The sequence below is a fragment of the Salinivibrio sp. IB282 genome (genome assembly GCF_001995685.1).
Lineage (GTDB): Bacteria > Pseudomonadota > Gammaproteobacteria > Enterobacterales > Vibrionaceae > Salinivibrio > Salinivibrio kushneri.
Genome location: NZ_MUET01000010.1, coordinates 19,994 through 32,679, shown reverse-complemented (window position 1 = coordinate 32,679; position 12,686 = coordinate 19,994). Strand labels below are relative to the sequence as shown.

At 51.7% G+C, this 12,686-nt stretch carries 12 protein-coding genes; 1 reads left to right on the top strand and 11 read right to left on the bottom strand.

Going from position 1 to position 12,686, the window contains the following annotated elements; translation table 11 throughout:
* Nucleotides 1-20 precede the first annotated feature (20 nt).
* Nucleotides 21-1,346, bottom strand: coding sequence for a 23S rRNA (uracil(1939)-C(5))-methyltransferase RlmD (rlmD, locus tag BZG14_RS03735; protein ID WP_077608017.1), 1,326 nt, complete (start codon nucleotides 1,344-1,346; stop codon nucleotides 21-23).
* A 146-nt stretch (nucleotides 1,347-1,492) separates the two neighbouring features.
* Between rlmD and barA the strand changes: the two genes are divergently transcribed.
* Nucleotides 1,493-4,258, top strand: coding sequence for a two-component sensor histidine kinase BarA (barA, locus tag BZG14_RS03730; protein WP_077608016.1), 2,766 nt, complete (start codon nucleotides 1,493-1,495; stop codon nucleotides 4,256-4,258).
* Nucleotides 4,259-4,343: 85 nt separating this feature from the next.
* Here barA and acpS read toward each other — a convergent pair whose 3' ends face one another.
* The 10 genes from acpS to BZG14_RS03680 all read right to left on the bottom strand — a co-directional run bounded on the left by acpS (nucleotide 4,344) and on the right by BZG14_RS03680 (nucleotide 12,676).
* On the bottom strand, nucleotides 4,344-4,724 hold the full coding sequence (acpS, locus tag BZG14_RS03725) for a holo-ACP synthase (RefSeq protein WP_077608015.1): 381 nt from the start codon (nucleotides 4,722-4,724) through the stop codon (nucleotides 4,344-4,346).
* Nucleotides 4,725-5,456, bottom strand: coding sequence for a pyridoxine 5'-phosphate synthase (gene pdxJ, locus BZG14_RS03720; RefSeq protein WP_077608014.1), 732 nt, complete (start codon nucleotides 5,454-5,456; stop codon nucleotides 4,725-4,727).
* Between the two features lie 2 nt (nucleotides 5,457-5,458).
* Complete coding sequence (gene recO, locus BZG14_RS03715) at nucleotides 5,459-6,154, bottom strand: DNA repair protein RecO (RefSeq protein WP_069363455.1); 696 nt, start codon at nucleotides 6,152-6,154, stop codon at nucleotides 5,459-5,461.
* Nucleotides 6,155-6,194: 40 nt separating this feature from the next.
* Complete coding sequence (gene era / locus BZG14_RS03710; protein ID WP_077458824.1) at nucleotides 6,195-7,100, bottom strand: GTPase Era; 906 nt, start codon at nucleotides 7,098-7,100, stop codon at nucleotides 6,195-6,197.
* The gene (gene rnc, locus BZG14_RS03705) at nucleotides 7,100-7,771 is read right to left on the bottom strand and encodes a ribonuclease III (protein WP_077484501.1); all 672 of its coding nucleotides are present in this window, start codon (nucleotides 7,769-7,771) and stop codon (nucleotides 7,100-7,102) included. Before rnc ends, era begins: the two co-directional genes overlap by 1 nt.
* A gap of 12 nt (nucleotides 7,772-7,783) precedes the next feature.
* Complete coding sequence (gene lepB, locus BZG14_RS03700; RefSeq protein ID WP_077608013.1) at nucleotides 7,784-8,680, bottom strand: signal peptidase I; 897 nt, start codon at nucleotides 8,678-8,680, stop codon at nucleotides 7,784-7,786.
* A 14-nt stretch (nucleotides 8,681-8,694) separates the two neighbouring features.
* Nucleotides 8,695-10,491 carry a translation elongation factor 4 gene (gene lepA, locus BZG14_RS03695; protein ID WP_077608012.1) on the bottom strand — a complete coding sequence of 599 codons (1,797 nt, stop codon included), beginning with the start codon at nucleotides 10,489-10,491 and terminating at the stop codon, nucleotides 8,695-8,697.
* A 78-nt stretch (nucleotides 10,492-10,569) separates the two neighbouring features.
* Nucleotides 10,570-11,067, bottom strand: a complete 498-nt coding sequence (locus BZG14_RS03690) for a SoxR reducing system RseC family protein (protein WP_069363451.1) — start codon at nucleotides 11,065-11,067, stop codon at nucleotides 10,570-10,572.
* The gene (rseB, locus tag BZG14_RS03685) at nucleotides 11,064-12,047 is read right to left on the bottom strand and encodes a sigma-E factor regulatory protein RseB (RefSeq protein ID WP_077608011.1); all 984 of its coding nucleotides are present in this window, start codon (nucleotides 12,045-12,047) and stop codon (nucleotides 11,064-11,066) included. Before rseB ends, BZG14_RS03690 begins: the two co-directional genes overlap by 4 nt.
* Nucleotides 12,044-12,676, bottom strand: coding sequence for an RseA family anti-sigma factor (locus BZG14_RS03680; RefSeq protein WP_077484384.1), 633 nt, complete (start codon nucleotides 12,674-12,676; stop codon nucleotides 12,044-12,046). Before BZG14_RS03680 ends, rseB begins: the two co-directional genes overlap by 4 nt.
* Nucleotides 12,677-12,686 lie beyond the last annotated feature (10 nt).

Below are 12,686 nucleotides of genomic sequence, written 5' to 3'. Positions count from 1 at the left end.
AGGGCCACGCTTATTGATGCCTATTTTTTCTTTACCGGCATAAACAAGGCCATCGACTCCATGTGTCCTGTTTGTGGAAACATATCCAACATACCCAGCTTCACTAACTGATAGCCGTTATCGAGCAGTACACGTGCATCACGTGCCAACGTGGCTGGATTACAAGACACATAAACAATATGTGAAGCCTTAGATTGTGCCACAAAGTCTATGACACCAGCAGCCCCTGCGCGTGCCGGATCGAGTAAGATTTTGGTAAAATCCTGTTGCACCCACTCACCCATCAGCTGGTCGCTGTTTAAATCGGCTTGATAAAAAGAGGCATTATCACACTGGTTGGCCGCTGCGTTATCCGCCGCTTGATTAACCATCGCCTGTACGCCTTCAACGCCAACCACTTGGCTAACATGCTGAGCCATCGGCACACTAAAGTTACCCAAGCCACAAAAAAGATCCAGCACGCGATCGTCTTTCTCCAGTGCTAACCACTCGCGTGCCTGCGCCACCATTTGTTGATTGACCCTAGCGTTCACCTGAATAAAGTCACTGGGGGCAAACGCCAATTGGCAACCAGCCACTTGATAGTAGGGGGCTGGCCCCGTCAAACGCTCGGCATCCCTATCACCTTGGTGTAAATACAGTGTGCAATCTTGTGCCTGCGCCCATTCCATTAAGGTATGGCGGTCATCACTGTGTAAAACCTTGGTGGTGCGTAGCGACACCACACGCGTATTATCGGCTTCGATAAGATCCAAATGGCCTAAAATTCGGCGACCACGCAAGCTATCTAAACAGGCGCGTAATCCAGCCAAGATGTGATTTAATGGCTCGCTTAACACCGGGCAATGACTGACATCGATAATGGCGCTGCGCTGACGCGCACGAAAGCCCATCGCCAATGCGCCTTTTTTATCAACTTGTAAGCTGATACGCGCACGGCGGCGATAATGCCACGGCGCATCCTCTATCGGCGTTGACAGCGTGATCTCATCACCGGCAAATTTTTGCATTAATTCATTCAGCGCTTGCTGCTTGTGCGCCACCTGCCCTTGATGACTCAAGTGCTGAAGGCTGCAACCGCCACATTGCTGATAGAGCGGGCAACCAGGCTCAACACGCTGCGCCGCATGGCTATCCAACTTAATAAGCTGACCGCGCGCATATTGGCGCTTTTGCTCGGTCAATTGCACCAGGGCTTGCTCGCCGGGCAAGGTGCCTGGGACAAAGACAGGCTTTTTCTGCCAAAAACCGACGCCGTCACCATGATGATCCAGGCGTTTTATCGTCAGTAGTTGATGCTTTTGCTCAACCTTTTTCTTTTTCTCGGGCTTAAAAAAGCGCGCCATGATTTATTCCAGTGTTAAAAGCTTGTCATCAAGCCAGTCAAGAGATCCTGCCAGTGGGAGTTGTGATAGTTCGCTGACTATTTTGTGATTGAATCATGTACACTGGCGGCTAAATATCGTGATCATTTTCCCATAGTTTATCTAGCATGACCAAATATGGCCTCCGCACCCGTGTCTCCGTTCTGACCATCGCTCCGACCCTCATTGTCGGCTTACTGCTGAGTGCGTTTTTTACCAGCACCCGCTACCAAGACCTCGAGCAACAACTCACTGTCACCGGCTCTGCGATCATTGAGCCGCTGGCGATTGCCAGTGAAGTGGGGTTAAAAAATGATAGTCGTGAAAATGTGCGTCGGTTGATTGGCTTTGCTCACCGCCAACACTCGCAATTTGTGCGCAGTATTGCGGTGTTCGATCGTCGCAATGAGCTGTTTGTCACCTCGAACTATCATCGCGATCTGGCCATGCTCTCGGTTGACAGTGGCCAACCCATCCCCACACAACTGCAGATAAGCCAACAGCAGGATACCTTGATTCTGCGCGCCCCCATTTTGGAGATTGGTCGGTTTACCCCCGGGCTCAATGTTGAGCGCCCGCTGGGCTATATAGCCATGGAGCTGGATTTAAGTTCGGTGCGGTTAAAGCAATACCAAGAGATGATCACTGCACTGGTGATGGTTGCTTTAGGCGGGATATTGTCGTGCTTTTTTGCCTATCGCTTAATTGCGGATGTCACCCAYCCGATTGGTAACATGGTGACCTTGGTCGATAGAATTCGGCGCGGCCATCTTGATGTCCGGATTGAAGGAGAGCTGCTCGGTGAGTTGGATACCTTGAAAAACGGCATTAATGCGATGGCGATTTCGTTGTCAGAGTACCACTTAGAAATGCAGCAAAGCATTGACCAAGCAACCTGTGATCTGCGCGAAACCCTCGAACAGCTAGAAATTCAAAACGTTGAACTCGATATCGCCAAGAAAAATGCGCAAGAAGCGGCGCGGGTAAAATCAGAATTTTTGGCCAACATGTCTCACGAGCTGCGTACCCCTCTAAACGGGGTGATTGGCTTTACCCGTCAAATGCTCAAAACTGAGCTCAGCAGCAGCCAGCGTGACTACTTGCTCACCATTGAAAAGTCGGCCAACAACCTACTCACCATCATCAATGACATCCTTGATTTCTCTAAGTTAGAAGCAGGTAAATTGCTGCTGGAAAATATTCCCTTTGATGTTCAGGACATGCTTGATGAAGTGATGCGCCTGCTTGCGCCAATGGCACACGAGAAAGGATTAGAACTTACCCTACGCACCGATGCACGCATTCCCACTGGGGCTGTGGGCGATCCACTCCGTATTCAACAAGTACTGATAAACCTGATTGGGAATGCCGCCAAGTTTACTGAACGCGGCAATATTGATGTCAGTGTCGATCTCAAGCAGCTTCACGATGAAACCGTTGAGCTACAGTTAATGGTTAAAGATACTGGCATTGGCATTTCCGAACGCCAGCAAGCACAGCTTTTCCAAGCCTTTAGGCAGGCGGACGCCAGTATCTCACGCCGCTATGGGGGAACCGGCCTTGGCCTGGTGATCACACAGAAGCTGGTCCAGCAAATGGGCGGCGATATTGGCTTTACCAGTCGTCTACACCAAGGCTCAAGTTTCTGGTTTACCCTGCAGCTCACCCAAACCGATTTGCCAGTGTCACAGCCGCTTGACATTGAACCCTTGGTGGGGCGCGACATCGTGATCGTTGAGCCGAATGCGCGTACCCGCGAGATTTTGCGCAAGCGACTGACGCAAGTGGGGCTGAATGTGGACACCGCATCTGGCACCAATGTGCTGACAGACCGTCATTATCACTTTGCCCTGCTCTGTTTCGATGCGGGAAGCATGCCGGATCTGGATGCGATGCAACAAGCGGTACAGGTCTGCGAGCAGCAAGCACAATCCGTGGTGGTATGCTTGCCTACCACGGAACTAGAAGCCTCTGAGCATCTCTTAAAAGCCGGGGTAAGCGCTTGTATTGCCAAACCTATTCCACAACGTAAGCTGTTGGAGGCATTAATCGGCTCGCCTGACGCCACGCCGCTTCCTCTGCCCAAACCCAGTGCATCACAAAAAGCGCCTTATACGGTGATGACCGTCGATGATAATCCAGCCAACTTAAAGCTGATCACTGCCTTGCTCGCCGAACGGGTCGAGAAGGTGATCACCGCAGAAGATGGAGTCAAAGCGGTCGCGCTTGCCCACCAGCAAGCGTTTGACATTATTTTGATGGACATCCAGATGCCAGAAATGGACGGTGTCACCGCCAGCCAAGAAATTCGTAAAGCGGGATTCAATCAACAAACACCGATTATTGCCGTCACCGCCCACGCGATGCCCGGAGAGCGTGAGCGACTGCTCGAGGCGGGAATGGATGATTATCTTACCAAGCCGATTGAAGAAGCCATGCTGGAGAGTACCCTCGCACGCTGGCTGCACCTTGATGACGCAGCCTCTCAAGCGCAGAGCGTGCCATCTCCAAGTCCTTCAGCGAGCCAAGACCAAAGTGCACGACACCTAGATTGGCAACGGGCACTGCATCAAGCAGCAGGGAAAACCGACTTGGCCAAAGAAATGCTCGCCATGCTGCTTGCCTCGTTTGAGTCGGTAAACGAGGCGGTTGAGCAAGCATTGGCGGGAGAGTTAGAGACGGATCCGTTATGGCACGCTATTCACAAGCTCCATGGGAGTTGCGCGTATAGCGGTGTCCCGCAGCTAAAAAGCTTATGTCATGAGCTAGAGACTCAATTWAAAGCCGGGGCGGATATTGCCACCATTGAGCCAGAGCTGTTAGAGCTGCAAGATGAAATTGCGCACATTGAGCAGTTGGCACCACAATACTTGGATGCTTCACAAAACGACTAAAAAAGGATGGCAGTGGGCCCGGAGAGGCCCACCTCAACACACCCAAAGTCACACCGCGTGAAGTGTCACCTTATAGGCAGTAAGATTATGCGCGCTCTAACACCACATGCGCGATAGCATACGCTTTTTCATCGGATAGCGTCAGCCAGCAATGCGCAATGCCACGCGCATGTGCCAGCTCTGCCGCGCGACCCGAAAAGTGCAATGCCGGCTGGCCCGAAGCCTGATTGGTAATGGTAAAATCGTGAAATGTCACGCCGTTGGCAATGCCGGTGCCCAGTGCTTTGGCGGCAGCTTCTTTGGCCGCAAAGCGTTTAGCTAGGAAACGGCCGGGGGTTTTATGGCATGCCAGGCTGGCTTGCTCGGTTTCGGTTAGGATCCTGACCGCAAACCGCGGTTGACGCGCGAGCGCTTTTTCCACACGCGCAATCTCAACAATGTCTGTGCCAATCCCTGCGATCGCCATTTATCGACGCGCCGCTTCCATAATAGCTTTCATGTCCGCGACCGCTTTTTGCAAGCCATCGAACATGGCACGGCCAATAATCGCGTGGCCAATATTCAGTTCATGCATTTCTGGCATCGCCGCTATCGGGGTCACGTTGTGATAAGTTAATCCGTGGCCGGCATTCACTTTGATCCCCAAATCAACCGCATAACTGGCCGCCGCGGAAATTTTCTTCAGCTCGGCTTGGCGATCATTGTCGGTCGCAGCATCGGCATAATGCCCCGTGTGTAGTTCAATAAACGGCGCTCCACACTGGTGAGCGGCTTCAATTTGCTTACGGTCAGCATCGATAAATAAAGACACTTTAATCCCTGCGTCCGTCAATGTTTGGGTCGCCGCTTTGACTTTATCCAGCTGGCCCGCGACATCGAGGCCACCTTCGGTGGTCAGCTCTTCACGCTTTTCTGGCACCAAACATACAAACTCAGGCTGGGTCTCCAACGCTATCTCGACCATTTCATCGGTGACCGCCATTTCCAAGTTCATCCGGGTTTGCAAGGTTTCTTTGAGGAAACGAACATCACGATCAGTGATGTGGCGGCGATCTTCACGCAAGTGAACCGTGATCCCGGCCGCGCCTGCACGCTCTGCCAACTCAGCAGCATGAACCGGATCCGGATACGCGGTGCCACGCGCATTGCGCACGGTCGCGATGTGGTCAATGTTCACACCCAAGTAGATTTTATCCATGATTATTTCCTTCTAAACAATTCTCTGCTTTTGAGCGGCTTGGGGCCAAGATAGGGCTTAAGCGCCATACGCGTAAAACGCTTGGCAGCACGTAGCTGTTCGACTGTCTCAAAGTGACGCATCGCTAATGCACGTAGATCGGCCCCCGTAAATTGTCGGTGTTGGCTTTTCATGATCGATGCCACAAAGCCTTGCTGCTCGCGATATAAGTACGTCATGTTATCGTTAATCGGGTCACCGCTGCCAGCACAATGAAGAAAATCAACCCCATAGCCCAAAGCTTCTAACACCGCGAGCTCAAAACAACGCAGGGCTGGCTCGGGATTATTGTAGCGAGCCAGCTGGGTCAGTGCGGTCACATAGTCATGAAATAGCGCGGGATAAGGCGTGTGAGGCTCCAATACACGCATTACCAGCTCGTTGAGGTAGAAGCCGGAATACAGGGCATTACCTGACAACGGCAGGGCGAGACCTGTGGCTTCGGCACTGCGTAAGGTGCGCAGTTCACCACGTCCGCCCCATTTGAGCAGCAAAGGGGTAAAAGGCTGCAAGGCCCCTCTTATCGCCGAGCGTGGCCGACGTGCCCCTTTGGCAAGCAGAGTAACGCGCCCCTCGTGCTCAGAAAAGATATCCAAAAGCAGACTGGATTCACTGTAAGGGCGTGTATGCAATACAAAGCCGCGTTGAAACCCGTCCACTCAATCCCTCCTCGCATCGCGACTGGAATCCGTCGATCGCTTAGAGATCGTCAATATAGCCGAGGCTACGCAGGGCACGTTCATCGTCGGCCCAACCTGACTTCACTTTTACCCAAAGCTCAAGATACACCTTGCGCTCATACAGCTCTTCCATATCTAAACGCGCTTCACGGCCAATGCGCTTGATCTTCTCACCGCCTTTACCAATGACCATTTTCTTTTGGCCATTGCGCTCAACCAAGATCAACCCATTGATATGAAAGCCGTCCGTTTCTGGATTGTAGTCAAAGCGCTCAATTTCGACGGTGACCGAGTAAGGCAGCTCTTCACCGGTAAAGCGCATCAGCTTTTCGCGGATAATTTCGGAGGCCATAAAACGCTGAGAGCGGTCAGTGATATATTCTTCAGGAAAGTAAAACTCACTTTCCGGTAAGGCATCACGTACCTTCTGCTCAACCACATCGATATTGGTGCCGTGTTTCGCCGACACCGGGATCACGTCAACAAACTCCATCTTCTCCGACAAGGTTTGTAGGTGTGGAAAGAGCTCGGTTTTCTCTTTCACATTATCGACTTTATTAACCAATAAGACCGTTGGCAGACCAGAGCGTGCCAACTTGTTGAGCACCATCTCATCGTCTTTGGTCCAATGGGTGCCATCGACCAAAAATAACACCAGTTCAACATCGGTTAACGAGCTATTCGCCGCGCGGTTCATCAAGCGGTTGATCGCGCGCTTTTCCTCGATATGCAGCCCTGGGGTATCCACGTAGACCGCTTGATAATTATCACGGGTATCAACCCCCATGATGCGGTGACGTGTCGTTTGCGGTTTACGCGAAGTGATCGACAGCTTTTGCCCCACTAAGCGGTTTAGTAATGTTGATTTGCCGACGTTCGGCCGGCCTACAATGGCAATAAAGCCACAGCGCTGTGTATCAGTCATTATGTTAACTTCTGTAACGCGAGTTCTGCAGCCGCTTGCTCTGCCTTGCGACGACTGCTGCCTTTTCCAATCACAGAACACTCCAGTCCTGATACCTGGCACTCTACCGTAAATTCTTGGTTATGTGCCTCGCCGCGCACCTTCATCACCGTGTAGGACGGCAAGGGTTTGCGTTTACCCTGCAGGTGCTCTTGCAATCGGGTTTTCGGATCCTTTTGACTCGCGCCAGGTTGAATGGTCTCGAGACGGTGTTGATACCAATTTAAAATAATGGCTTGTACCCGGTTGATATCACTGTCTAAAAAGATCGCGCCAATCAAGGCTTCTACGGCGTCAGCGAGAATCGAGTCACGACGAAATCCGCCACTTTTAAGTTCTCCTGGGCCAAGTCGCATCACTTCGCCCAGAGAAAACTCGCGCCCAATCTCTGCCAAGGTGTTCCCCCTGACCAAGGTGGCCCGCATGCGGCTCATGTCGCCTTCGTCCACTTTCGGAAAACGGTGGTAAAGATCCTCGGCAATTACAAAGCTCAAAATCGAGTCGCCTAAAAATTCCAGACGCTCATTATGGGTGCCGTTGGCACTGCGGTGCGTTAACGCCAATTCGAGTAACGCAGCGTTGCTAAATTGGTAGCCGATATCACGCTGCAACTTATCTGTTAGTTTTGTCATCATAGTCCAGAATTAATCAATTCCACCAATACGGTTAAAGCGAATGCCTGTCGGTACCCACGATGGTAGCCAGCTATCACTGGAGCGCTCAAATTCAAAGCTGACCCAAATAGCGACGGCTTTGCCCACGRGATTGCGCTCAGGGACAAAGCCCCAGAAGCGACTATCGGCGCTATTATCGCGGTTATCTCCCATCATAAAGTAGTGTCCTTCTGGCACGACCCAGCGGTTGACGCCAGGGCGTGGCTGGTACGCACTCACGCGGTCACGTTTTTTCGGATGGACAAGGATCTGGTGAGACTGTTCACCCAGTTGCTCCTGTGCTTGTACCAAGTTAATGCCCGCTTGCACAAACGCGCTTGGCTGAATGTCGTCAATCGGCACCGGCTGGCACTGGGATTCGCCCTTGGGCTGAATACATAGGCGCTTGTCTTCATACACCACGGTATCGCCGGGCAGCCCCACCGCACGCTTAATATAATCAATATTGGGCTGAGGTGGGTATTTGAACACCACGATATCACCACGCTCTGGTTTGCCGGTTTCGACAATTTCAGTGTGGAAGGCAGGATCGCGTAAGCCATAGGCAAACTTTTCCACCAAGATGAAGTCCCCGACCAATAAGGTAGGCATCATCGAACCGGATGGAATTTGGAACGGCTCATAAATAAACGAGCGCAGCACCAGTACCACCGCGATCACTGGAAAAATAGACGCCATATTTTCAACCCAGCTCGGTTGAGGCGACACTTTAGCGACTTGTTCAGCATCCAGTTCACGCGCTGACACCTTGAGGGTTTCCCCTGCTGTCTGACGACGACGCGGTGCCCAGCGGTATTTATCTAACGCCCAAACAATGCCGGTGACCAAGGTCACCAGCACTAAAATCAAAGAAAACGTATTGGCCATAATGGAGTCCGTCGTTATTTATCTTTGCCCACGTGCAAAATGGCCAAAAAGGCTTCTTGCGGCAGCTCGACATTACCGACCTGCTTCATTCGCTTTTTACCTTCTTTTTGCTTTTGCAGAAGCTTCTTCTTACGACTCACGTCACCACCGTAACACTTCGCGGTCACGTTTTTGCGTAACTGTTTCACCGTCGAACGGGCAATAATATGGTTGCCAATCGTGGCTTGGATAGCAATATCAAACTGTTGGCGAGGAATAAACTCTTTCATTTTTTCCACCAACTCGCGACCACGCGGCTGTGCGTGTGCACGGTGAGTGATAATCGCCAGCGCATCGACACGTTCACCGTTAAGGAGGATATCCACCCGCACCATGTCAGAGACTTCATAGCGCTCGAAGTTATAATCTAACGATGCGTAACCGCGCGACGTCGACTTTATCCGGTCAAAGAAATCGAGGACCACTTCAGCCATCGGAATATCATAGGTCAGTGCCACTTGGTTACCGTGATAAACCATATCAACCTGCACACCACGCTTTTCTACGCACAGTGAAATGACGTTACCGACAAACTCACTCGGCACCAATATATTACAACGCGAGATCGGCTCACCAATCGCCTCAATATCATTGATTGGTGGCAGTTTGGATGGGCTGTCAACGTAAATGATCTCGCCATCATTTTTGCTCACCTCGTACACTACAGTCGGGGCGGTGGTGATAAGATCGAGGTTATACTCGCGCTCCAACCGCTCTTGGATGATTTCCATGTGCAGCATGCCAAGGAAGCCACAACGGAAACCAAAGCCCAGTGCCGCCGAGCTTTCCGGCTCAAAGAACAAAGAAGCATCATTCAGGCTCAGCTTATCCAAAGCATCACGGAAGCTTTCGTAATCATCCGATGAAATCGGGAAAAGTCCGGCATACACTTGCGGCTTCACTTGCTGGAAACCTTCGATGCGTTTTTCACAGCCGTTTTTAGCATGGGTGATAGTATCGCCCACTGGTGCACCGAGGATATCTTTGATCCCGCAGATCACCCAGCCAACTTCACCAGTTTGCAGGCCATTAAGCTCTTTACGCTTAGGCGTGAAAATACCAATGCTGTCCACGTTCCATTCTTGGCCCGTGCTCATGATTTTCACTTTGTCGCCTTTTTTCAGCGAGCCTTCACGAATACGCACCAAAGACACCACGCCCAGGTATTTATCAAACCAGGAGTCAATAATCAGCGCTTGCGTTGGCGCATCAGGATCCCCTTGTGGAGGCGGGATCTGGCGTACAATGTCTTCAAGGACATCATCAACACCCATGCCGGTTTTCGCCGAGCAGCGAGTCGCTTCAATCGCTTCGATACCGACAATGTCCTCAATTTCTTGCGCCACGCGATCAGGATCAGCGGCTGGCAAGTCAATCTTATTCAGAACAGGTACCACTTCCAGGTCCATATCAATGGCGGTGTAGCAGTTGGCGAGCGTCTGTGCCTCAACCCCTTGTCCTGCATCGACCACCAGCAAAGCACCTTCACACGCCTTGAGCGAGCGTGACACCTCATAAGAGAAGTCAACGTGTCCTGGCGTATCGATGAAGTTGAGCTGATACACATTGCCGTCTTTGGCTTTGTAGTTCAGTGTCACACTTTGTGCTTTGATGGTGATACCGCGTTCACGTTCCAGATCCATTGAATCAAGAACTTGATCTGCCATTTCCCGGTCAGTTAGGCCGCCACATACTTGAATCAGTCGGTCAGAAAGCGTCGACTTACCGTGGTCAATATGGGCGATGATCGAAAAGTTACGAATATGCTTCATGTGTTGGAGTGACTTACTCGTTATCAATAAGAATGGGATCCTAAGATCAAGTGAGCGCGATTCTACCGAAAATAGTGGCTAGTCGCTATCCTGCTGTGTGGTATTTATGACGGACAAGTCTGAGACCGGCTCCCCCATCACGCGTAAAAGCAGAGGTTGTTGCTCATCTTGGGTACCGATACGCGGTGCGAGGTAACGGGCGAGCGCCACACCAACCGCGCCCAGCCCTAGACTTAATGCGATCACCCCGCCTTCCCCGCTGCCGGCAAGTGTGGCGAAGAAGAATTGCCCGAGCAATGCCCCTATTAGCATCATCGCCAGAGGGACCATGTAGACCAATAACGCGGAGCGTAACAAGGTCGCCTCACCCAAGCCGATTTCAACTAAGGTGCCGGCTGGCAAGGGTTTTGGCGCGCGCACCTTGAGGTGTTTAACCTTACCCGGAAGGGCTTTGGACACAATACCAGTGCCACATTGGCTTTGTGACTGGCAGCTACCGCAACTGGTTTGCTGCTGGCAGGCCAATGACAACCAACCATCTTGGTAACTGGTGACTTCTGCCAATGCTTTGATCATGGTTCGACCCCCTGCTCTGACTGACTCGCGGGCATATCAATAATACGGACAGACTCCGCCACCCGTTTAGCGGTTTCAGGCGGTATATCGCCGACCACCGTAATTTCTGCATTGCCACTGGTCACGCTATGCAGTGTGCGCCGACCTTGGCGAACAATTTGCTTACGCACCGAGACATCATCGGCTTTGGCAAGATACACAGAAAAGCTAAATAGGCCATCACTAAACATCTGACTCTCCACCGCGCGCTTGGTCATCATCAAACGGTGGCGATTGCTGTACACAGGCTCAAATCCCTCGGGTAACGCAGTGACCTGCCAATCCAAGTCGGAGCGCTGCGTGGTTTGCGGCAAGGTTAGTACCGGTGGCAGAGCCAGCTCAGCCAGCTTTTGCATCGAGGTACTGATTTGTGACGAGACGACCAACGACAACGCACGATATTGCTCAAGCGGATCGCCATCACGGTCGAGCAAATCCGCTCTAACAGGGAGTTTGCTGTTCTCATCTAACCATAATACGTACGAATAGCGCTCCCCGTCTTTCGGTGTAATTCGAACTACTTGGCAATCCATCCCCGCTTCACGCGCGTGCCCCATAGAAACAAAATCATAATGGTTAGCCAGCACATCGATATCGGCTTGGATAAGCGTTGGCAAAGGCGCAACCATATGATCACTGGCAATGGTGAAAGGGTCGTAGCCGGGTTCAAAATAACTGATTTCACCGCCTCGACGGATCACTTCTCGCGGTGGGCCACTGAGATACATAAGGTGGCCATAAGCATCATCCCCAACTTGAGCATGACGAAAGCGAAGGGGTTCGAGGCTATTTTTACCTACCAAGATGTAGGACACTTCATAATCTAGGGTGTCGCTTGCGGTATCCATTTGATGTAACAAAGCCTCGGCAGAGGGTTCGGCCGAGGCTTGCGCAGACATCAAACTGATCAGCGCAAGCGCACCGATCAGAGTTTTTTTCATTGATTATTACTGCTTGTCGACGGTGCCATTGTCTGATGGTTAGACAGCCTATCCTTATTCAAGCGAAGCTGCAATTCATAGTCTTTGAGCATGGCATTGACGCGGCGACGCTGCTCCATCAACTCTGCCTCAGAAGGCGTGGCACGTAGATCGTCACGACTCAAACTCACGGGTTCAGCAGCCCCTGCAAAAGGAATGGTTTCGAGTACGGGCGGCTGGGTTTGCGTACTGGCCACCGGCGAACTCGCATCAGACTGATTATAGTGCTGCACGCCCACGATCACGGCCAACGAGACACACGCGGCAACGCTTACCTGCGTCAGTTGCTGCAGCCACCCTGGTAAGTGGCGACGCGCCTTTTCCGGACGCGGCTGTGACTCGTGCATCGGGTGCACATTATTATCAAGATGATCGCCTTGATAAGCAGGTTCTGCTTCCAGCGCGGACGCTACAGAATCGGCAATGTTCCATTGCAAAGAGCTGGGTGCCTCACCACGCATCACATCGCGAATGGTGCTAAAACGCCCCCAAGCCTGTTGCGCATTATCATCTCGCTCAATCTCGTGGATCACTGACGTATCCACTAATTCGCCATCCAATAACGCTGAAATTTTTTCTCTATCCGTCATTCAAGTCACC

What these genes read in the sequence shown, in the direction of transcription:
- rlmD (WP_077608017.1), bottom strand. Translation starts at nt 1,346, where the DNA reads ATGGCGCGCTTTTTTAAGCCCGAGAAAAAGAAAAAGGTTGAGCAAAAG.
- acpS (WP_077608015.1), bottom strand. Translation starts at nt 4,724, where the DNA reads ATGGCGATCGCAGGGATTGGCACAGACATTGTTGAGATTGCGCGTGTG.
- pdxJ (WP_077608014.1), bottom strand. Translation starts at nt 5,456, where the DNA reads ATGGATAAAATCTACTTGGGTGTGAACATTGACCACATCGCGACCGTG.
- era (WP_077458824.1), bottom strand. Translation starts at nt 7,100, where the DNA reads ATGACTGATACACAGCGCTGTGGCTTTATTGCCATTGTAGGCCGGCCG.
- rnc (WP_077484501.1), bottom strand. Translation starts at nt 7,771, where the DNA reads ATGACAAAACTAACAGATAAGTTGCAGCGTGATATCGGCTACCAATTT.
- lepA (WP_077608012.1), bottom strand. Translation starts at nt 10,491, where the DNA reads ATGAAGCATATTCGTAACTTTTCGATCATCGCCCATATTGACCACGGT.
- BZG14_RS03690 (WP_069363451.1), bottom strand. Translation starts at nt 11,067, where the DNA reads ATGATCAAAGCATTGGCAGAAGTCACCAGTTACCAAGATGGTTGGTTG.
- rseB (WP_077608011.1), bottom strand. Translation starts at nt 12,047, where the DNA reads ATGAAAAAAACTCTGATCGGTGCGCTTGCGCTGATCAGTTTGATGTCT.
- BZG14_RS03680 (WP_077484384.1), bottom strand. Translation starts at nt 12,676, where the DNA reads ATGACGGATAGAGAAAAAATTTCAGCGTTATTGGATGGCGAATTAGTG.